The organism is Aquamicrobium sp. NLF2-7, assembly GCF_022359935.1.
GTDB lineage: Bacteria > Pseudomonadota > Alphaproteobacteria > Rhizobiales > Rhizobiaceae > Mesorhizobium > Mesorhizobium lusatiense.
The window spans coordinates 2,792,516-2,812,321 of sequence record NZ_JAKSED010000001.1; the positions used below are offsets into that span (position 1 = coordinate 2,792,516).

Sequence of the window (19,806 nt, forward strand, 5' to 3'; positions counted from 1 at the left end):
AGCACCTATAGGCTCCGGGCTTTACGAATTTCATAAGCATGGCCACTTTTGCCATTCGCTGTTTCAGGATTCTTTGCTCCGCAGCCTTCTGATCGAGAATGCGGCGAACGCAACATAGGCAATGAACGACATCAGCCACGCGATAACGCGGGCGATGACGATGCCTTTCGCGCCCTGATCCTGCAAAAGCCACGTGCCGATGATGAAGGTCGCCGCCCATCCGGCGGTGATGGTCAGGCCCGTCCACATATGGCCGGATGAGACGGGAACCTGTCCGAGCGGCAGGGCGCAGGCGATCATCGCCGAGGCGAAGACCACGATCACGAAAACGGGCCAGTCGCGCGCGGGATCGAGCTTGAACACCAGGAGGAACCAGTCGCCGAACAGCATCATCACCGACACGAAGCCGAGGGCGATGACAAGGTTGGTGCCGATGCTCATCGCCAGTATGTTGAGGACGCGCCGGCGATTGCCCTCGCCGAAGCCGGTGGACAGCATCGGGATCAGCACCTGCACCACGATCTGCGGGGCAAACAGCAGCAGCGTCTCCAGTTGCATGGCGATGAAATAGAGGCCGACCTGCTCCAGCCCGTCCGGCTTGTTGACCACGATGGTGGTGCAGATCCAGTTCACCGGCTCATACAGGATGCTGGCCAGCAAGGCCGGTATGGCGTAGCGCGTGATCATCCGCCATTGCGACAGCGCCCCCCGGAAGGCGAGCGGGACGCCATGGGCTTTCAGCGCCCGCATCATAGTCGGCATGGTGATGAAGCAGCCGGCGAGATAGGCGCAGCCAAGCGCGATGAATGCGCCGGTCAGGCCATGCAGATAGAGGCCGGCCGGCACCGCAGCTATCATCAGCGCGCCCATGATGATGTTGAGGCGGGCGATCGCCCGAAATTCCTGAAGGCCACTCAGTATGGCCGTCTGGACGCTGTTCAGCGCGCTGACCACGATGATGGGAGAGATGACCCTCAGGTAGAAGCCGAGCTGCGGCTGCCTGAGCAGGCGGTTGGCGATATCGTCTGCGAAGCAGAAGATCACCAGTCCCAGAAGCGCGCTGGTCGCGGCGACCAGAATGAGGGCCATGCCGGCCAGCCGCCCGGCCGTTTCCGGGTCGGTCGTGGCATAGGCGGCGACATTGCGGGTCGCCATCAGGCTGACACCGGTGGCTGCCAGCATGCTCGCCGAAACCAGCGTACCATAGGTGACGCCGAATTTGCCGACCGCTTCGATGCCGAACCAGTGCGAGATCAGAATGGTCGTGATCATCGGGGTCAGCCGCACGGCCACGGTGCCGAGTACGGACCAGACAAAGCCGAAGCTGAATCTGCGCAGATCGGCCGACTGGCTGATCAGTGTCCGTATTGGGCGCATCAAGATATCTTCCCCGTTTCAGGTCCCCGCGCCAGCTTTTTATCAGCAATTTATGAGGCAGCCGTTATCGGCGGCTTTATTGTCGGCAAAGACGGGTCGGGCCAGAGCGGCTCATGTCTGTCGCGGGCTCGCTACATGCGGGCAGCTTGCCCGTGCTGAGCAGATAAAGGTGGGTTGCGCCGCTCGTGAGCATTAAGCCGGCCTTAGCATTTGAAGCCCATTACTATCGACCGGGGTTGGGAGCATTGGAACAGTCCGGACATTGGACGGTTCGATGCTTAACAAAAAGGTATTGGAGCATGTTTTTGCGTGTCCAGGAGGGCGTGCGGGGCTCTGAGGGGCGATGATAGTCTTGCTATGAGCACGATTGATGTCTTGGTGCCCGCACAGGCGGTATGTCGTATACATCTGATGATCGCAGAACGGCTTCGCGAAAAGGGTCACGATGTGGCGCTTGTCGGCGTGGACGCGCCGGGCGTGCCGGGCGTGCTCGAGAACATATTGTTTCTGGAGCGCAGGATGCTTTGCATCCGTTCGCACAAGCTGATGGAGCGCATCCGCGATGTGCAGCTTCATCCGGCACGACCCGAAGCAGCCCTGCGCATCAACCTTTCGGGAAGCGGCGAACAATTCACATCCCCGGTGCTCACGCCTAAATTCGCCGGCTGCAATTCGATCGCTCAGGCGGCCAGGCTCCTGATGATGGGGCGCCTTCCGGACGTGGACATCGTGCTCGACGAGGGCCGGTCTGTCGCCCACGCCGCACCGATGGTCGATAGCCGCCTTTCTGTCTTCCGTGGAATCAACGATGTGCTTGCGCGGGTGGCAACGCTGATGGTCGATACGGCGCATCGCTATGTTTCCGGCGAACGGCTGGGCTTCGTGCCGCCAGGCGCTCAGGCTGAACCGTCTCCGACGAGTGCCGATATTGTCGGCTCCTACATCCTGTCGATGATGCCGAGGCAGGCGCGGGGCGCGTTCATGCGGCTTGGTTTCCACCTGCATCGCTGGAACGTCAGCTACAGGTTCCACAAGGGCAGGCGGGTCGCCGACACCGGTCTTCTGGCCGGAGAGCCGTGGATAACCCTGCCAGACGATGGCAAGCGCTTCTATGCCGACCCGTTCCTCTTCGAATGGCAGGGACGCTATTTCATCTTCGTGGAAGACTGCCCCCATGGCAGTGACAAGGCAGTGTTGTCGGTGGCCGAGATATTCGAGGATGGCACGGCGACCGTTCCCAGATGCGTCATCGACGAGCCCTATCACCTTTCCTATCCGCAGGTGTTCTCCCATGACGGCGAGATCTGGATGTTGCCGGAGAGCGGATCCGGAAACAATCTGGTTCTCTACCGGGCCGAGCATTTTCCGGACCGCTGGGTGCGACACTCCGTGCTGTTGCCCGACTGCGAGATTTTCGACGCCACCTTGCTGAAGCACGGCGGGCGGCTGTGGCTGTTCGCAAGCCAGCGCGACGGCTATGGCAGCGCGTCCGATACGATGGCGGTGTTCCATTCCATCTCCCTGCACGGCCCCTGGATTCCGCATGTCGCAAATCCGGTCAGGATAGATCGCGCCGCAGCCCGGCCCGGAGGGCATTTCGTGCAGGTGGGCGACCGGATCGTGCTGCCGCTTCAGGACGGGACGCATGATTACGGTGGGGCGCTTGGTCTGGCCGATCTCGTGGAACTCGACGAAAGCAAGGTCCGCCTCACGCCGCCGGTGCCGGTTCTGTCTTCTGGAAAAAACCCCTATCCGCGGGTTCATACCCTCAACAGCACCGCGCATCTTGAGGCCATCGACTGCATTTCGCCGATGATGCGCAACAGGCTGCGCAGGGCAGGGTGACCATGCCCGCTTCGATCCGCGTCCTGTGCATCGTGCCGCGCGGCCTGAGAGGGCGCGGCGGCATCGAAACGCTGTTCTCGCATGTCGACGAGGAATTGCGGGCGCATCCTGAACTGGGCCTCGAAATGGACTTTCTGGCATCACGCGGGGATGCGTCCGGTGCCGGCTGGGTGCTGCATTTTCCTTTCGCCTTCCTGTGCTATGCGTGGATGGTGGCGACACGGCGCTACGACATCGTCCACCTCAATGCCGCGACCAATGCTTCGGCGTGGCGCAAATGGATGATGCAGGGCGTGGCACGCCTGTTCGGCGTGGCGACGGTGGTGCATTTCCATGGTTCGGCCTTCCCGAAATCGGGCGAGAAACAGCCCGGCTGGGTGCCGGTTCTGAGGCAGGTTTTCGAGCGTGCGTCGGCCATCATCGTGCTCGGAAACTACTGGCGCGAATTCGTCGCCCGCTTCTATGGCATGCCCGCCTCACGCTTCGATGTGGTCGCCAACGGGGTCGCCGATTTCGCACCGGATGCGCCACTGCCTCGCGAGGCGGGCGAGCCCGTGCGCCTGCTGTTCGCCGGCAATCTGACCGATGCGAAGGGGGCCGGCGCACTGCTGCAGGCGTTGTCGCTTTTGCCGGCCGATCTGCCCGGCTGGCGTATGACCTTTGCGGGCACCGGCGATGTGCAGGGCTTTCGTGATGAGGCTTCAAAGCTTGGCCTGTCGGAGCAGGCAAAATTCACCGGCTGGATTGCGCGCGATGCGATCCTGCCGCTCTACAGGCTGGCCGACATCGTCGTGCTGCCCTCCCGCAACGAGGTGCTGCCCGTCTGCCTGCTGGAAGGCGCATGCGCGGGTGCAGCACTCGTTGCGACGCCCGTCGGCTCCGTGCCGGACGTGTTGCATGAAAGCGAAAACGGCCTGCTGATCCGACCGGACGATCCGGCAAACATCGCCGAAGCGCTGGCGCTGCTGATTTCCGATGCCGGGCGCAGGGAAACGTTCCGGAAAGCGTCGCGCGTGATCTACAAGGATCGTTTCGGGCTCGAATCGATGGTTGCCGCGCTGAAGAGCATCTATTCCAAAGCTCTTGAAGGTCGAAAATAACGATCTTCGGACAATTAACCCATCTGTTCCGGTTCCGAATCGATAGATCAGGCGAGCGTCGGGCGGAAGATGCGGAAGAACTGTTCGAGATTGGCGAGCGCCCACAGAATCTTTTCATGGTTCTGCACGCCGCCAATGTGCCCGGCCATCAGCCGGTCGATTTCGCGCGCTTCGCAGACCTGCCGCACGGTTGAATTGCCGGACTGCAGAAGGTCGCGCATCTGGTCTGCCATGCCGGTGCGGAACCATTGTTCCACCGGCACGCGGAAGCCAACCTTCTTGCGGGTGACGATGGCCTCGGGCAGCATCCGGGATGCCAGCACGCGCAGCACGCGCTTGCCCTTCGGAGCGCCGGTCAGGAGCGCATCGGGGAAACGGGCGACGAGTTCCGCCAGCTTCACATCCATGAACGGCATGCGGCCTTCTATCGAGCCGGCCATCATCATGCGGTCGCCACGTTCCAGCAGATTGTCGGGCAGCCATGAGGTCTGGTCGAAATGCAGCATCCGCTTCAGGGGGCTGGCAGCGCCGGCAGCATCGAAGGGCAGGGGATCTGGCAGGCGCGAAGCCGGTGCTCCCCGGTAGAGCGCTTCCGCCAGATCGGCGTCGCCGCCGCCGAACCATGCCACCATGCGCGCCTGATAATCGCGAATGCCGGCCACGCCCGCCACGGTCTTCACGCGCCTCAGCGAATAGGGCAGGGCGCGCGCGCCGGGGGCGATAATCGCATCATGCAGGAAGCCCGGCATCAGCCGCTGGTATAGAGCGACCCATGGCTCGGCGCGATGCTTCGGATAGCCGCCCAAAAGCTCGTCGGCACCCTCGCCCGTCAGCACCATCTTGACGCTGCGGCTCGCCATTTTCGAGAGCAGCAGCACCGGCAGATCGGATGGCTCGGCGACGGGCGCACCGCGCCGCAGCACCGCTTCCTCCCACACGGAGGTGAAATCGTTCAGGCCGACGGAAAGTTCGTGATGATCGGTGCCGAAGGCTTTGGCAACCTGCGCGGCATAGGGCAATTCGGAAGAGCCCGGCACATCGAAGCCGACCGAGAAGGTGGAGACCGGCTTGCTCACATGCCGGCTCATCAGCGCCACGATCATCGAGGAATCGAGCCCGCCCGACAGATAGGCGCCGAACGGCGCATCCGAACGCAGCCGCAGTTGCACGGCCTCGTCGAGCTGTGCGGAAAACAGGCGCAGCGCCTCGTCGAAATCGGTGACGTCCGGCGAAGTTCGCGAAAACGGCGTGGTGAAATAGCGGGTCTTGGAGACGGTGTCGCCGGCAAGCACCATGAAGGTGCCGGGCTGCACCTTGACAATGCCTTTGAAGAAAGTGGAGGGGCCCGGCACATAGCGGTAGCTCAGATATTCGCGCAGCGAATCCAGGTCGAGCCGGTCATCGACGCCCGGAAATTTGCGCAGAGGTTCGATTTCCGAGGCGAAAACATGAGCGCTATCCGTTGCAGCGACGAACAGCGGCTTCTTGCCGAACGGGTCGCGGGCCGCGATCAGTCGGCCGGTGTGGCTGTCCCACAGCAGGAAGGCGTACATGCCGTTGAAGCGGGAAAAGCATTCCTCGCCCCAGGCGCGCCATGCCTCGATCAGCACTTCCGTGTCGCCCTGCGTGGCGAAGCGATGGCCACGCTCCACGAGTTCCGCGCGCAACTCGATATAGTTGTAGATCTCGCCATTGTAGACGATCGTGTAGCGACCATCATGCGAGTGCATCGGCTGCGCGCTGCCTTCGATGTCGACAATCGACAGGCGGCGGTGGCCGAGCCCGACCTGCCAGTCGCCATCGGGGCTGCGGGCGGTAAAAGTACCGCGTCCGTCAGGTCCGCGGTGGGCCAGAAGGTCGGTGGCCGTGTTCAGTTCGGCATCGAGCGACAGGCGCGATCTGGCATGAAATCCGAAGATGCCGCACATGGCGCGAGCCTCTACTGTTTGCCGTGGGTTGCCGCGGAACCGTTCACGGCATCCCCGGCGGCAACAGTCTTTCTGCCTGTAAACAAGGCCTCATAGGCCGCCAGCAGCTTGGGAGCTTCATAGTTCCAGGCGAGCTCCTTGCGGACCCGTTCGCGTCCGAACGCGCCCATGGTCGCGCGGCGTTCAGGATCGTCGAGAAGGTCGGCGATCTTGTCGCCGAAGTCGGCCGGATCGGTGCAGGTGGCGTAGAGCGAGGCTTCCTGTGCCGAGAACCGCCCCTCGCGCAGATCGTACTGCACGATCGGCTTTCCGAGCGCCATGTATTCCATGATCTTGTTCATGGTCGACTTGTCGTTCATCGCCGTCGGCCGGTCGGGATTCACGCAGACATCGGAGGTCGAGAGCGCGGAGAACAGCGTCTCGTCCGGGCAGCGTCCGGTGAAAGTGACGTAGTCGCCCAGCCCCATCGAAGCACTTTCGGCCTTAATCGTCTCCAGTTCGGGGCCGCCGCCGCAGATGACGAACTGGATGTCGTCGCGCTTGCGCACATTGACCAGATGGCTGACCGATTCCAGCAGGAGGTCGAGCCCTTCCTGCTTGCCGATGACGCCGACATAACCGACGACGAAGCGGCGGCCGTTGCGCCATTTCGCATCCGGCTCCACCTCGCGCACGCGGTCGAGATTGGGACCGGAGCGCACGATATGCACCTTGTCCGGAGCCATGCCGCCCCGGGTGATGGCGATCTCGCGATAGCTTTCATTGGTGGCAAGCGAGCGGTTGGCGGTGCGGAACGACAGCTTTTCCAGCCACACCATCAGCTTCCAGCCGAAATCGCGGCGGCCGAACTTCGCTTCATAAAGCTCGGGATTGATGTCGTGGTGATCGAACAGAAATTTCTTGCCGAACAGCCGGTAGAAGCCGCCGATCAGGAAGATGGTGTCGGGCGGATTGCAGGCGTGTATGACATCGAAGCCGCGCTGCCACAGCACCTTGAGCGACAACAGGAATTCCCAGAACAGGGCGGCACTGTATTCCACCGCATAGCCCAGCACGCCCTCGGCATCGAGCGGCAGGGAATGGCGGTAGATGTGGACGCCGTCGATCACCTCGTGGGAGGCGGTCGAGCCCTTGCCCTTCGGGCAGATGACCGAGACCTGATAGCCGGCTTTGACAAGCGTGGTTGCCTCCGACCAGACCCGCCGGTCGAAGGGAACAGGCAGGTTCTCGACGATGATGAGGACGCGCCTACCAGTTGATGCCGTCATAAGTCCCCGCAATCGCGTCGGTGTTCGGCAGCCGCGCCATGTCGAGCAGCACCTGGCCGGGCCGCATCTTGTTCACTACCGCCTCATATTCGGGCGAACGGCTGGTGGCGACCAGAATGTCGGCATGCTTCACCACGTCGTCAACCGACGGCACCATGAGCTGGGTGACATGCGGGATGGCGTTCATCAGATAGGCCTTGTTGGCGCCGACCAGCTTCGCCAGCGAGACGTTCTGGTCGAAGATGCGGATGTCACAGCCCTTGCCGAGCAGGCGCTCGATCAGCTCCAGATAGGGGCTCTCGCGCAGGTCGTCGGTGCCGGCCTTGAAGGAGAAGCCGAGGAAGCCGATGCTGCGCTTGCCGTAGCCCAGCACCCATTGCAGGGCGCGTTCGATCTGCTGCTTGTTGGACGGCATCAGCGATTTCAGCAGCGGCGCCTCCACGTCATGCTGAACGGCATAGGCGTTGATGGCGCGCACGTCCTTGGGCAGGCAGGAGCCGCCGAAGGCGAAGCCGGGCAGCAGATAGGCATTGGAGATGTTGAGCTTGGTGTCAGCGAAGAACACCTTCATCAGCTCATGACTGTCGACGCCGGCTGCCTTGCAGATATTGCCGATCTCGTTGCCGAAGGCGACCTTCAGGGCATGCCATGTGTTGTCGGTGTACTTCACCAGTTCCGCCAGCCGTGGCTCGGTGAGGATCGTCTGTCCGGGCAGGCCGGCATAGAGGTCCAGCAGGCGCTGACGGGTCTGCTCGTCGTCGGTGCCGATCACGGTCTTGGCGGGAGTGTTGAAGTCGGCGACCGCCGAGCCCTCGCGCATGAATTCGGGATTGGAGGCGACGCCGAAACCGACGCCCAGCTTCTTGCCGGAAGCTTCTTCCAGTGCCGGCACGACGATGTCGGCCAGCGTGCCCGGCAGCACGGTCGAGCGGATCACCACCGAATGGTAGCTGTTCTTTGTGGCAAGCACCGCGCCGATCTGGCGGGCGACGGCCTCCACCGCTGAAAGGTCGAGTGAGCCGTTTGGCCGCGAAGGCGTGCCGACGCACAAAAGCGACAGGTCGCTGCCCATGACCGCTTCTTCCGTCGAGGTGGTAGCCTTCAGGCTGCCTGCGGCGACCTTTGCCGCGACCAGTTCGCCAATGTCCTTCTCGATGATCGGGCTCTGGCCCGCATTGACGAGCGCGACCTTGGACTCGCTGACGTCGCAGCCGATGACCTCATGGCCGCGTTCGGCCAGGCAGGCAGCGCAGACTGTTCCGACATATCCCAGTCCGAAAATAGAAACTTTCATTGATGCTCGACCATTTGCCCTGTTTCCGCAAACGTGGCGGAATTACCTGTCCTGCCCATTGGCAACCCATGTACCTGTCACAGGTAAAGGTCACGTTACGGGTGACAGGATTATCGAACAGCGCCACCGCAGCGCCGACGCCGGCGCGCGCACAACAACGGTTGCGGCCTCCTGCAGGATGCCGAAGCCGGGAGAATGAAAACCGCGCCCCGAGACTGCGTCGGCGCGGATGATTTCGATGGCCGCACCTTCAGGCGCGGCGAGCGTGAGTTCATGCCGTCCATTGCGGCTTGCCTGCACCTCACCCTGCGTGGCCGACACGTCGAGGCCCGGCGCGAGCAGGAATGCAATCTCAACCTCTCCGGCGGCGACCGCTCCGCTCAGGCTGTCGGTGATGTCGAAGCCGTTGGTGGTCTCCGTGATCTCGCGGCGATGGATGACCCCGAAGCGCTTTTCATACCCGTCATGGGAGGCCGAGATGGCGAGCGGCAAACTGTCCGCCCCTTTGTCGAGTGTGGCCCGCGCCCGGCGCGGCATCCAGTTGAACGGGCCGGAAGGCTCGCTCTGGCTGACCCCGCCCAGAGTGAGGGTGTTGTGCACCGGCGTCACGCGGAAGCGGCGGCGGTTCTCACCTTCCGAGTGGTAGAGATAGGTTCCCGCATCGACCAGCACCGGCCGGCCGTCGAGGGAAAGCCAGACCGAAAGCGCATCGGCATGGCCATGCGCGGCAAGCGCACCGAACCCCAGCGGGCCATGATCGAAGGTGAAATGCACGCGCCGGCCGGCGATCTCGCCGCGCCGGATGGTGTAGCCGCCGTCCCTGAAGGTCGTCGTGCCGTCCGCGGGGCCGGGGCCGGGCGGCTGCGTGGCAAACACGAGGTCGCGCCAGTGCGGATCGCGGATATGCGGTGCAACATCGGGACGTTCGAGGAAGCCGGCGATGGCACCGGCGATGGAGGCCGCATAGCGCGGCTCATCGCTGCCATTGGCCATCAGAACGCGGCTCTGGTCGTCGTCGCCGATCAGCGGTACGATGCCGTCATCGTCGAGGAAGGCGCAAAGCGCCTGCGCGGCCTTCGCCAGTCGCTCGCGCACGGCGGGCGAGGCGGCGTCCGCGCCGATGGCAGCGAAGCCGACCAGCAGCATTTCCAGCGTGAAGGCCGAATAGGCGGGCGACTGTTCCTGCCCGATGCCATCGTCATGAAAAAGTGCGAGCGCCCTGTCTTCGAGACGCGCCCGGCCCTGCGTCAGCCATGCCTGTGCCTTCGCATGACCGGGCAGCAGGCGCGCAGCCAGGGCAAGCCCCATCGCCTCGGCCACGAGATGGTTGTTGGCGGAGGAAAACAGCGAGGGAAAACGCGCCAGCCATGTGCCATGTGCCGCCACGAAAGCGGCGAGCTTCTCGCCTTTCGCACTGTCGATCCACGGATCGAGGGCACTGATGATCACGCTTAACGAAACAAGTCTGTAGCCGGCTTCTATTCCTGAATACCAGTTCACGCCCCGGCCGGGCGGATTGACCTCCATCCATGAAAGCACAGACCGCAGGATGGCTCCGGCAAGAGCGGCGTCCTGCGCGCGGCGGGCATGGATGGCGGGTGCCGCCAGAAAATGCAGACGGTTTGCCTCGGCGACATATTTGACGTCGCGTTTGTCCCCCTCGAAGCGGAAATCGATGTCGAAGGCCGATACTTCCGCGCCCGGCCAGTCTGTGCCGCTGACAGGATCCAGCGTCCATATGGACGGGGCGATGCCGCCGCCGGCGTCGAGAACCGATCCCGGCCAGTCGCGGTTGAGCAGCCTCAGCTTGCCGGAGCCGAACGTGTCGGCGGCATGCGCCAGCTGCGCCGAAATCATTGCCGGCAAATCGTTTTCGAACAGCGGGGCGAACATCGGCAGCACCTGCGGCCGCGCGCCCGGCATGGCGAATTGCACCCAGCCGCCATTCTCGCGCCGGGCGGCACGCCGTGCAATCTGCTCGCGAATCCGATGGCCGATCTCGCCGCGCTCCATGACGGCGAGGCGACGTGCATACCAGCTTAGCCGTCCCAACATGAAAGTGCCTTAGCAGGGTGCGGTTGCGTTAGAATTAATGTGCCACCGTCCCGCTGGACAGGTGGGTCAGTTGCGGATCTTCTTCCGTCTCGCCAGCAACCCGGCGTAGATCTCTTCCACGGTATCCGCCAGATGCGCATATTCGCGGTTGGCCTTGATCCAGGGGGGGCCTTTTGCCCCCATCGCCTCGGCCTTTTGCGGGTCGTCGAAAAGCCGCGCCACGGCCTGCGCCATGGCCTCGCCTGAAAAGGCGGTGATGTACCCGGCGCCGCTGCAATTGATGACTTCGCTCTGGTCATAGTGAACGGTCGCCACCACCGGCCTGCCCATGGCCAGATACTCGACCAGCTTGGTCGGGGTGGCGACCTGCTGGGCGGGGTCCATCTCGAAAGGCGACAGGCACACATCCACCCGCTTGACCCAGCCGAGCGCTTCGGCAAGCGGCAGGCGTCCGGTGAAGATCACCCGTTCGGATATGCCAAGCTTTTCCAGCTGTTCCATGAAATTGTCGCGCTCGAAATCAGGCACTGCGCCGATGATGACCAGCACGGCGTCGTAGCCTTCGGCCACAAGTGCCGCCAGCGCCTGAAAGGTCAGGTCGGTGGTGATGCTGAAAACATCCGCGCACATATAGGCCATGCTTTTCCTGCCCTTCAGGCGCGGATCGTCTGTCGGGACAATGGATTGCGCATTGTAGCGCCCGGTGGAGACGCCCATCGGGATCGGCGTCATCTTCTGCATGGGTATGCCGCGAAAGCCGACGCGCTCGCGCATGCGTTTCGACTGCACGATGACGTGGTCGGTGAGCGGCAGCCCCACATGGTAAAACAGAACGCTGCCCATGGTGGCGTAGAGCATCCGCAACAGCCGCGAGGGCCAGCTCATCGGAACGAGGTTTTCCACGGCGATGCGCAGGCGCGCTTCCAGCACCGGATAGCTCATCCAGAACAGGCAGGGCGTGCCTGAGATTTTCGCGGCGAGAGCGTAGGTGATCACCCACAGGGGCTGGTCGCGGACCTGTACGAGGTCATAGCGGCCGCGCGCGACCTTCCACGCCAGTTTCAGCCGCAACCAGTTCTCAGCCAGCATGTACCGCACGGAGCCGAGGCGCTTCGCCTTGGCGCGGTGAGCCAGATAAAAGCGTTCGTTTCCACGCTCTTCCACGCGGGCCGTGCCGTCCTGATAGGGGCGCAGGCTCCAGTCTATCTCAAGCCCACGACCGACCAGATGGTTGGAAAACAGCTCCACCAGATCGACACGGAAGGGCGGATAGTCGTCCGGTGCGACGAACAGCATGCGCACTCCGGCCAGAGGGGCGTCGGAGGCAGCGGATGGTTCAGGGACAGTCGCGGAAGATGGGGACCGGCTCGTCATTGCTTGCTCATCTGGACAGGCGGCGAGAAACGTAGTCCTTCACGGTTTTCAGGCTCTGCCATAATTGTCTGTTGCGCCGGATGCGGTCTTTGACGGCCTCGCCGAGGCGCATCGTTGAAACCGCTACTGATCCAAGGGGAGTGAAAACAGCATAGGCATCGTCGAGTTCGTGAATGATATCGCACCAGTGTGTCTTGTAGTCTTCATAGCCGATGCCGAGATCGTAGACGGTCATGCCACGTTCGCAACTGTGCTCGATATGACGGAAGGTGAGTACGTTGCCGGGGCTGTGTTGTGCAAGCTCGTCGAGCGCGAATGCCGTAAAATAGCTGTTCATATGGCCGCGATAGATGCCCGATCCGGTAACGGCCCGCGTTTTCCCGTCGACTGAAAGCGAGGCAATCTCCAGGAGAGGCTCATCCGTGCCGATGGAGCGATCTATGAGATCGTGAAAGAAGGCGGTAACGCCCGGTTCTGCGAAGCTGTTGGGTTTGCCCTGCTCGGCAAGACGCAGCGCTTTTTGCTCAAAGAAGAAATCGAGAGCTGCATGTTCCTCTGCGGGGTCCAGCAGCATCTGATAGCGCACCTCGCCGGTCGCGCTCATCTTGCGCTCCTTGGCCTTCACTCTTTTCCGGCGATTGCGCCCGTCACGGCTGTGAAGGAGGGCGTCGAAATCGCGGGACAGCGCGAACGCATAGCCTTCGGTCGCGCATGGGATTGAGGACAGTGTGCCGAGAGGCTGGGCGATATCGTCGAAACAACGCGGCATCTGCCCAAGCAGCGCGCAGTCCGCGTTGCCGAGTGCCTTTCCAAGTATCCGCTCGATGACGGGACGGGAAAGGCTGCGCATTCTCGCCGCGCCCTCCCGGCTCCACAGTCCGAAATTGTAGCTCGTATGCTTGCCGCCAATCCATCTTGCGATGCGCAGCGGTCCGGTCTTCGATATGGCGAGCGGCAGGATGAAGGCCGGTTCTCCGTCGAGCCTTCCAAGCAGGATGGACGCCCTAGCATTTTCATGCGGCAGGACATGGCGCACATAGGCATCGACCCAGTCGTAGCGCTGAAAGACCGTGCCGCAACCGGTTGCCTCCAGCTGCCTCCATTCCGGCTCGATCAGCGGCGGCCTGTCAAACGCCTGCACCTCAAAATGGGGCGATCCGGAACTCTGCCGGCTCGTTTTCACCGGTGCGGACGCCCGCATTTCCTGCGGTGATGTCATCTCCTGTGCTCCGTAAGTGCGCTGTACGGCCGAGATACGATGCATCCTATGAAACCGCCCCGACTATGCTGCTCCCGCCCCAGCCCTAACCTATACGTTTTAAGGAATGGTCTAGGAATACGGGGATCAGCGTTTCTCAACTCAGGCTTGTCCTGCCTACGGCTGCATTTGTGGTGCGTCGTGGTTAACCGACAGGGTTAAGTTCGTTTTAACATTTTTGAATCATTATCCATGTCGCGATCAGATGGCAGCCGTTGCGCCGTCGTTCTGGTGATCTAGGGGTGATGTATGTCTGATCTTTCCATAAAAGCGGCACTCGCCGTGATTGCAACTTTCGCCGTCGCGCCGGTCTTTGCCGCCGACTATGTTCAGCCGCCGGTTGTCATCGAAGAGCCTGTGGTCGTGGAGCAGCCGGTGGAGTTCGGCGGCTGGTACATTCGCGGTGATGTGGATTATCACAAGTCGAAGATGCGCGGCTCGGAGTACATCACCTATGGTGCGCCGTGCGGCCCCGGCTGTGGCGGGGCGGGCGGCACCAAGAGCTTCGACAAAACGGAACTCAAGAGCACATTCTCGATCGGCGCCGGCGTCGGCTATCAGCTCAACCGGTATTTCCGCACGGATCTTACGCTCGACTACTGGTCGAAATCCAAGTTCAAGGGCAGCACGTCCGATGATGGCAACTATGGTTGCGGCAGTCCCACCATTCCCTGCCAGTCCGTCGACCGCGCAAAAATGTCCGCGCTCGTGCTGCTTGCCAATGCCTATGTCGATCTGGGCACCTGGAACGGGCTGACGCCTTATGTCGGCGCAGGTATCGGCGGCGCCCACATCAAGTGGGGCGATTTGGAGAATGACGCCAATGTCGGCTACGCCGTTCACAAGGGCAGCAAGAACTGGCGCTTTGCCTATGCGCTGATGGCCGGTGCATCCTACTGCCTGACCGAAAACACCATGATCGATGCCGGCTATCGCTTCAGCCGCATCAATGGCGGGCGCATGTTCGAATATAATGGTGCGGGTCCGGGCTTCGACAAGGGCTTCAACACCCATGAGGTGCGCGCCGGCCTGCGCTACAATTTCGGCGGCGCAAGCCAGTGTGCCCAGCCCGAAACCGCAGTCTACGTGCCGGAGCCAATCTACACCAAGTAAGCCGGCCAAAGCTTTTCAGATCAGGAGGCCGGACGGCATTGCCGTCCGGCCTTTTTCAATTCGGCGTCAGGTGTTGCCGGTTTGGTGCGGCTGATCTCAGATCACCACCGTGACCCATGCAAACGTCTGTTCCGCATGCTCGGCCATGGCGTCGCGCGCTGCTGCCGGCTGACGATTGCGGATCGCTTTGACGATCCTGTCATGATTGTAGGGAGTGAGGTTCTTGGCGGCTGCCGGCTTGGCTGCCGACAGGATGAAATTCGTCACCTCGACCTGAATTTCCGTTTCCTGCTTGAGAAGCCGCGACGATCCCGACACTTCGGCGATGACCATGTGAAAGCGGGCATCGGCGAAACGCATATCCGGAAATTTGGGCAGCAGGTCGTCATATTCCCGTGCCGCCTGCTCGATGCGGACGAAATCGTCCTCCGTACCGCGCTCGGCGGCCAGATAGCAGGCCTCGCCGGAGATTGCGCGTCGCCAGTCGGTCAGATCGCGCAATTCCTCGCGCGTTAGCCGCAGGCGGCGCGCGGCATCGGCCAGACGCTCGCCCACATCCTCAGCGATGAAATTGCCGCCATTGCGGCCGCGTACCGTGGTGAGCAATCCCATGTCGCGCATGGCGCCGAGCGCGATGCGGGCTGTCATCGGGGCGACGCCCAGCATTCTGGCCAGCTCGTTTTCGGGCGGAAGCTGCTCGCCGGGGCTGAGCTCGCCCATGGTGATGGCTTCGCGCAGGCGGCGGAACACCATGTCCGGCGCGCTGTTTCCTTCAGCGGAGAGAGGCTTCAGAAATTTCATTTGACCATTAAACTATAGATGTTAAAGGTTATGTGATTAACAGTTGGAATGCAATGCCCCAAACCACCTCTGAACACAAGCCGGCCGGTCCCCGCATTCTCGTCTCCGGCTCTCTCTCTTCGCCTTATGCGAGCGATTATCTGGCCCGCACCCTGCGGGAGTTTTCGGATTCCGCCTTTGCCGGGCTGAAGGCCGCCGGCGCCTCGGTTTCCTTCGTCGAGGCGTCCGCGCCGCAGCTCACCCAGCGCGAGGCGCTCGAAGACGTCGACGGAGTGCTGATGCTTGGCGGCGCCGATGCCGATCCGCAGACATACGGACAGCAGGTCGTGGCCGACAGCGTCTACGGCATCCATCGCGCGGCCGATGACTACGAGATCGGGCTTCTGCAGCTTGCGCGGGAGAAGGGTCTCCCCATTCTGGGCATCTGCCGTGGCATGCAGCTTCTCAACATCGCTGCCGGCGGCGATATGGTTCAGGAGATCGGTGGCGGCACCATGCACTATCTCAACGCCGACAATTCGGTGATGACCGCGCATCCCACCGAAATACTGCCGGATACCCGCCTTGAGGAGGTTTACGGGGCCGGCGAAATCATCGTCCGCTCCGGCCATCATCAGGCCGTGTCGAAGGTTGGCGAGGGGCTTCGCGTCGCGTCAAGGGCGGCGGATGGCATTGTCGAGGCACTGGAGGGCACCGGCGATGCGTGGGTTGTGGGTGTTCAGTGGCATCCTGAAGACCCCAAAGCCTCGCATGAAGATTTCGAGCGGCTTGTGGGCGCGTTTCTCGCTCATTGCCGCCGCGCATAACAACATAAGACAACGATCAGGGAGATCACTTCTATGAAGTCATTTGCATTGCTGGCGGCGGCCGGCGCGTTTGCCGTTTTTGCCGGTGCTGCCGCTCAGGCGGCCGAATATGGCAAGTGCGAGCCGCAGGGCGAGCGCGGCAGCATCAAGCTGGAAACCATTGCCGCCGATACGCTGACCGTGGCGACGGTGCTGCCCAATCCCGGCTGGTACAACGGCGTGTCGCCCGAAAAGATCGAGGATGGCTTCGAATATTGCATGGGCGCCGAGATCGCCCACCGTGCCGGCCTCGACAAGGTGCGCCTCGTCAATATGGCCTGGGATCAGTACATCTCCGGCACCGCTTCCAACTATGACATCGGCATTGCCGGCACGACCATCACCGAAGCCCGCAAGCAGGTCTTCGATTTCAGCCAGCCTTATTTCTCGTCCAATCTCGGCGTTGCCGTAAAGAAGGGCGCCGATGTGACGGCTGAGAACATCCGCACCAAGCGCATCGGCGTTCTGCAGGGCAATATGGGTTCGGACTGGGTCATCGGCACGCTGAAGCCCGAGCAGCAGCCGGGGCTCTACCAGTCGCAGCCCGACATGGTCACGGCGCTGATCGCCGGTCAGGTGGATGCCATCATCTCCGATACGACGCTGGTTCTCTCCGCCACCAACGGAACCAATGGCATGATCGAAGTCATCGGCCAGTTCGAGCTCGATCAGGGTTATGGCATCGTGCTGCCGAAGGGCTCAGCCAATGCCGCCACGATCGATCAGGCGGTCGCCACCTTCCGGGAAGACGGCACGCTGGCCGGTCTGTCCGCCAAATATCTGACGCCCCTGTTCGGCGTCGATCCGGCGACCATCCCCGTCTGGAAGCAGGACTGACTTTATCCCTTCCGCCCATCGGTGCGGATCTGATCCACACCAGCGCTGCCCGGATCGTCATGCGGTTCCGGGCAGCCGGTTTATCAACTGACAGATTGGAGTTGGCATGACTTCGCTGAGCCCTGCACCGCGCAGTCGCGGTCTGGCGGTTTTCGCCACGCTGCTCGCCATAGCCTTGCTCGTTGCCGTTGCTGCGGTGGGAGAAAGTGTTCGCGCAGGCATAACCACCAGCCCGGAGCTTTCCACGTTCAGCATCTGGGTGATGGCAGCGGGGCTGGCGCTCGGCGCCGTGACCCTGTGGGCCGCCGTGAGCGCGCTGCGTCATTCTTTTCGCAGTGCCAGTGAAGAAGCTGCCGGCGAGGTGCTCGCCTCCCGTGCAAGTGCTGCGCAGTCGCGCCAGCAGAGCTTCGTCACCTTCGGGCTGGCCTTCGCGATCGTGATCGCCTTTGCCCTGATCCAGCTCGTGCTGATCAACGACGGCAACATCCAGCGCACCTTCCTGCGCGGCGACCTGATGGCCTCCAGCGCGCTCGATATTGCACGTGCCTTTATCGTCAACATCCGGCTGGCCTTCATCTCGGGCGTCATCGTTCTGGTGTTCGGGCTGGTTCTGGCCATTGCCCGCATGATCCCGGGCAAAGCCGGCGCGCCGGTCAGGTTCCTGGCTGTCGCCTATATCGACCTGATGCGGGCGGTGCCGGCCATCATCGTTCTCTATCTGATCGGCTTCGGCCTGCCGCTGACCAATCTGCCGCTGCTGAGCGGGCTCAATGCCGAATGGTTCGCAATCATGGCGCTGTCGCTGACCTACAGCGCCTATGTGGCCGAGGTGTACCGCTCCGGCATCGCCTCCATCCACCCCTCGCAATGGGCGGCCAGCCGCTCGCTCGGCTTCTCCTATCTGCAGACGCTGCGCTTCTTCATCCTGCCGCAGGCCATGCGTCTGGTCATTCCGCCGATGCTGAGCACCTTCATCGCGCTGCAGAAGGACACGTCGCTGGTCAACGTCATCGGCACGCTCGATGCCTTCAACCAGGCGAAGTTCTACGCGTCGAGCACCTTCAACCTGTCGTCGGTGACAGTGGTGGCCATCCTGTTCGTCATCATAACCATTCCGCAGACCCGTTTTGTCGACTGGATGCTTGAGCGTGGCGCCAGCCGCCGCAAGGGAGCTTGACCATGGCTTTCATCGAACTTTCGGGCATCGAGAAGAGCTATTCCGGTCATCAGGTGCTCAAGGGCATCGACCTTGATGTGGAAAAGCACCAGGTGGTGACGCTGATCGGTGCCTCGGGCTCCGGCAAGTCGACGCTGCTGCGCTGCATCAACGCGCTGGAGACGATCGACCGCGGCACCGTTTCCGTGGACGGCGATGTCGTCTCTGGGCCGGGCGTCGATCTCGACCGCCTGCGCCGCAAGGTCGGCATGGTATTCCAGTCGTTCAACCTGTTCCCGCACATGACGGTCGAGGAAAACATCGCCGTCGGTCCGATCCGCCTTCTGGGCGAAGATCGCGGCGCGGCGCTGAAGCGGGCGCGCGAATTGCTGGAACGGGTCAACCTCGAACACCGGGCCGGCTACTACCCCGACCAGTTGTCCGGCGGCCAGCAGCAGCGCGTCGCCATCGTGCGCGCCATCGCCATGCGGCCGGAAGCGTTGCTTCTGGACGAGATCACCTCCGCGCTCGACCCCGAACTGGTGGCAGAGGTGCTCAACATCGTGCGCGATCTGGCCCGCGATGGTATGACCATGATCCTCGCCACGCATGAAATGCAGTTCGCCCGCGAGGTCTCCGACGTCGTGGTGTTCCTTGAACAGGGCAGACTTCTGGAGAAGGGGCCGCCCGCGCAGATCTTCGGTGAGCCGAAGGAAGAACGCACGCGCGCCTTCCTGAAGCAGATCATCGAGGCGGGACGCCTCTGACCGGTTGGGGCCGCGCGCAGTGCGGCCCCTGCCTCGTCAACAGCCGGTAGCCGGCGGCTTTGTCTCGACTCGGGCCCCGTTTCATGCCAAGTCCCCGCCATGGCACTGGACATCAAGATCTGCGGGCTGAAGACGGAGGCGGCGCTGGCATCGGCCATCGACGGCGGCGCCAGCCATGTCGGCTTTATTTTTTTCCCAAAAAGCCCCCGCAACGTGACCCCGCAGGAAGCCGGCAGGTTACGCGCACTGGCGCGCGGCAGGGCGAAGGCCGTCGCGGTCACCGTCGATGCCGATGACGCTTTTCTGGACGCCATTGTCGATGCGATGCAACCCGACATGCTCCAGCTTCACGGCTCGGAGAAGCCGGAACGTGTGGCGCAGGTCAAGGCGCGCCATGCGCTGCCGGTGATGAAGGCCTTCGCCATTCATGATGCGTCGGATCTGGCGCGGATCGGGCCTTATCGCGGCGTCGCCGACCGCTTCCTGTTCGATGCAAAGCCGCCGCCGGGCTCCGAGCTTCCGGGCGGAAACGGCGTCCGCTTCGACTGGACCATCCTCGCCGGGCTTGACGCTGGTGTCGATTACATGCTTTCCGGCGGGCTCGACGCTGCCAATATCGCAGAGGCCCTGCGGCTTGCTAATCCGCCCGGCATCGACATATCGTCAGGCGTCGAAAGTGAGCCCGGCGTCAAGGACACGGCGCTCATCGAAGCTTTTTTCAAGGCGGTTGCAGCCGCGCGCGACGACCGTGCAGCCTGAACCGCAGCCTTTTGCCCGAGGAGATCGGC

The 19,806-nt window shown here is 62.6% G+C and carries 16 protein-coding genes; 8 read left to right on the top strand and 8 right to left on the bottom strand.

All coding sequences use genetic code 11. The features are described 5' to 3' along the window. Nucleotides 1–63: 63 nt before the first annotated feature. The gene (locus MIC97_RS13775; protein ID WP_239800473.1) at nt 64–1,377 is read right to left on the bottom strand and encodes an oligosaccharide flippase family protein; all 1,314 of its coding nucleotides are present in this window, start codon (nt 1,375–1,377) and stop codon (nt 64–66) included. Between the two features lie 357 nt (nt 1,378–1,734). Here MIC97_RS13775 and MIC97_RS13780 point away from each other — a divergent pair, with 357 nt between their 5' ends. Further along, nucleotides 1,735–3,222: a hypothetical protein gene (locus MIC97_RS13780; protein ID WP_239800474.1), complete on the top strand. Its 1,488-nt coding sequence runs from the start codon at nt 1,735–1,737 to the stop codon at nt 3,220–3,222. Nucleotides 3,223–3,224: 2 nt separating this feature from the next. Further along, entirely contained in the window at nt 3,225–4,322 is a 1,098-nt protein-coding gene (locus MIC97_RS13785; RefSeq protein WP_239800475.1) for a glycosyltransferase family 4 protein, read from the top strand. Nucleotides 4,323–4,369: 47 nt separating this feature from the next. Here MIC97_RS13785 and asnB read toward each other — a convergent pair whose 3' ends face one another. The 6 genes from asnB to MIC97_RS13815 form a co-directional block, all read right to left on the bottom strand. Then, on the bottom strand, nt 4,370–6,250 hold the full coding sequence (gene asnB / locus MIC97_RS13790) for an asparagine synthase (glutamine-hydrolyzing) (RefSeq protein ID WP_239800476.1): 1,881 nt from the start codon (nt 6,248–6,250) through the stop codon (nt 4,370–4,372). 11 nt (nt 6,251–6,261) lie between these two features. Further along, nucleotides 6,262–7,518 carry a glycosyltransferase family 4 protein gene (locus tag MIC97_RS13795; RefSeq protein ID WP_239800477.1) on the bottom strand — a complete coding sequence of 419 codons (1,257 nt, stop codon included), beginning with the start codon at nt 7,516–7,518 and terminating at the stop codon, nt 6,262–6,264. Further along, nucleotides 7,499–8,812, bottom strand: coding sequence for a UDP-glucose/GDP-mannose dehydrogenase family protein (locus MIC97_RS13800; protein WP_239800478.1), 1,314 nt, complete (start codon nt 8,810–8,812; stop codon nt 7,499–7,501). Before MIC97_RS13800 ends, MIC97_RS13795 begins: the two co-directional genes overlap by 20 nt. Nucleotides 8,813–8,902: 90 nt before the next feature. Continuing rightward, nucleotides 8,903–10,867, bottom strand: coding sequence for a heparinase II/III-family protein (locus tag MIC97_RS13805; RefSeq protein WP_239800479.1), 1,965 nt, complete (start codon nt 10,865–10,867; stop codon nt 8,903–8,905). A 66-nt stretch (nt 10,868–10,933) separates the two neighbouring features. Next, nucleotides 10,934–12,163, bottom strand: coding sequence for a glycosyltransferase (locus MIC97_RS13810; protein WP_239800480.1), 1,230 nt, complete (start codon nt 12,161–12,163; stop codon nt 10,934–10,936). Between the two features lie 85 nt (nt 12,164–12,248). Further along, entirely contained in the window at nt 12,249–13,460 is a 1,212-nt protein-coding gene (locus tag MIC97_RS13815) for a GNAT family N-acetyltransferase (protein ID WP_239800481.1), read from the bottom strand. Between the two features lie 288 nt (nt 13,461–13,748). Here MIC97_RS13815 and MIC97_RS13820 point away from each other — a divergent pair, with 288 nt between their 5' ends. Beyond that, nucleotides 13,749–14,612: an outer membrane protein gene (locus MIC97_RS13820; protein ID WP_239800482.1), complete on the top strand. Its 864-nt coding sequence runs from the start codon at nt 13,749–13,751 to the stop codon at nt 14,610–14,612. Nucleotides 14,613–14,708: 96 nt separating this feature from the next. Here the strand turns inward: MIC97_RS13820 and MIC97_RS13825 are convergent, their stop codons facing one another. Continuing rightward, a complete protein-coding gene (locus tag MIC97_RS13825) occupies nt 14,709–15,413 on the bottom strand; it encodes an FCD domain-containing protein (RefSeq protein ID WP_183827167.1) in 705 nt (234 codons plus the stop codon). Nucleotides 15,414–15,466: 53 nt separating this feature from the next. Here MIC97_RS13825 and MIC97_RS13830 point away from each other — a divergent pair, with 53 nt between their 5' ends. The 5 genes from MIC97_RS13830 (at nt 15,467) to MIC97_RS13850 (ending at nt 19,777) form a co-directional block, all read left to right on the top strand. Beyond that, a complete protein-coding gene (locus MIC97_RS13830) occupies nt 15,467–16,219 on the top strand; it encodes a gamma-glutamyl-gamma-aminobutyrate hydrolase family protein (RefSeq protein WP_239800483.1) in 753 nt (250 codons plus the stop codon). 33 nt (nt 16,220–16,252) lie between these two features. Beyond that, nucleotides 16,253–17,095 (top strand): ABC transporter substrate-binding protein, encoded by an 843-nt coding sequence (locus tag MIC97_RS13835; protein WP_239800484.1) that lies wholly within the window; start codon nt 16,253–16,255, stop codon nt 17,093–17,095. A gap of 106 nt (nt 17,096–17,201) precedes the next feature. Next, nucleotides 17,202–18,272: an amino acid ABC transporter permease gene (locus MIC97_RS13840; RefSeq protein ID WP_239800485.1), complete on the top strand. Its 1,071-nt coding sequence runs from the start codon at nt 17,202–17,204 to the stop codon at nt 18,270–18,272. A 2-nt stretch (nt 18,273–18,274) separates the two neighbouring features. After that, entirely contained in the window at nt 18,275–19,018 is a 744-nt protein-coding gene (locus MIC97_RS13845) for an amino acid ABC transporter ATP-binding protein (RefSeq protein WP_239800486.1), read from the top strand. Nucleotides 19,019–19,117: 99 nt separating this feature from the next. After that, complete coding sequence (locus tag MIC97_RS13850; protein ID WP_239800487.1) at nt 19,118–19,777, top strand: phosphoribosylanthranilate isomerase; 660 nt, start codon at nt 19,118–19,120, stop codon at nt 19,775–19,777. Nucleotides 19,778–19,806 lie beyond the last annotated feature (29 nt).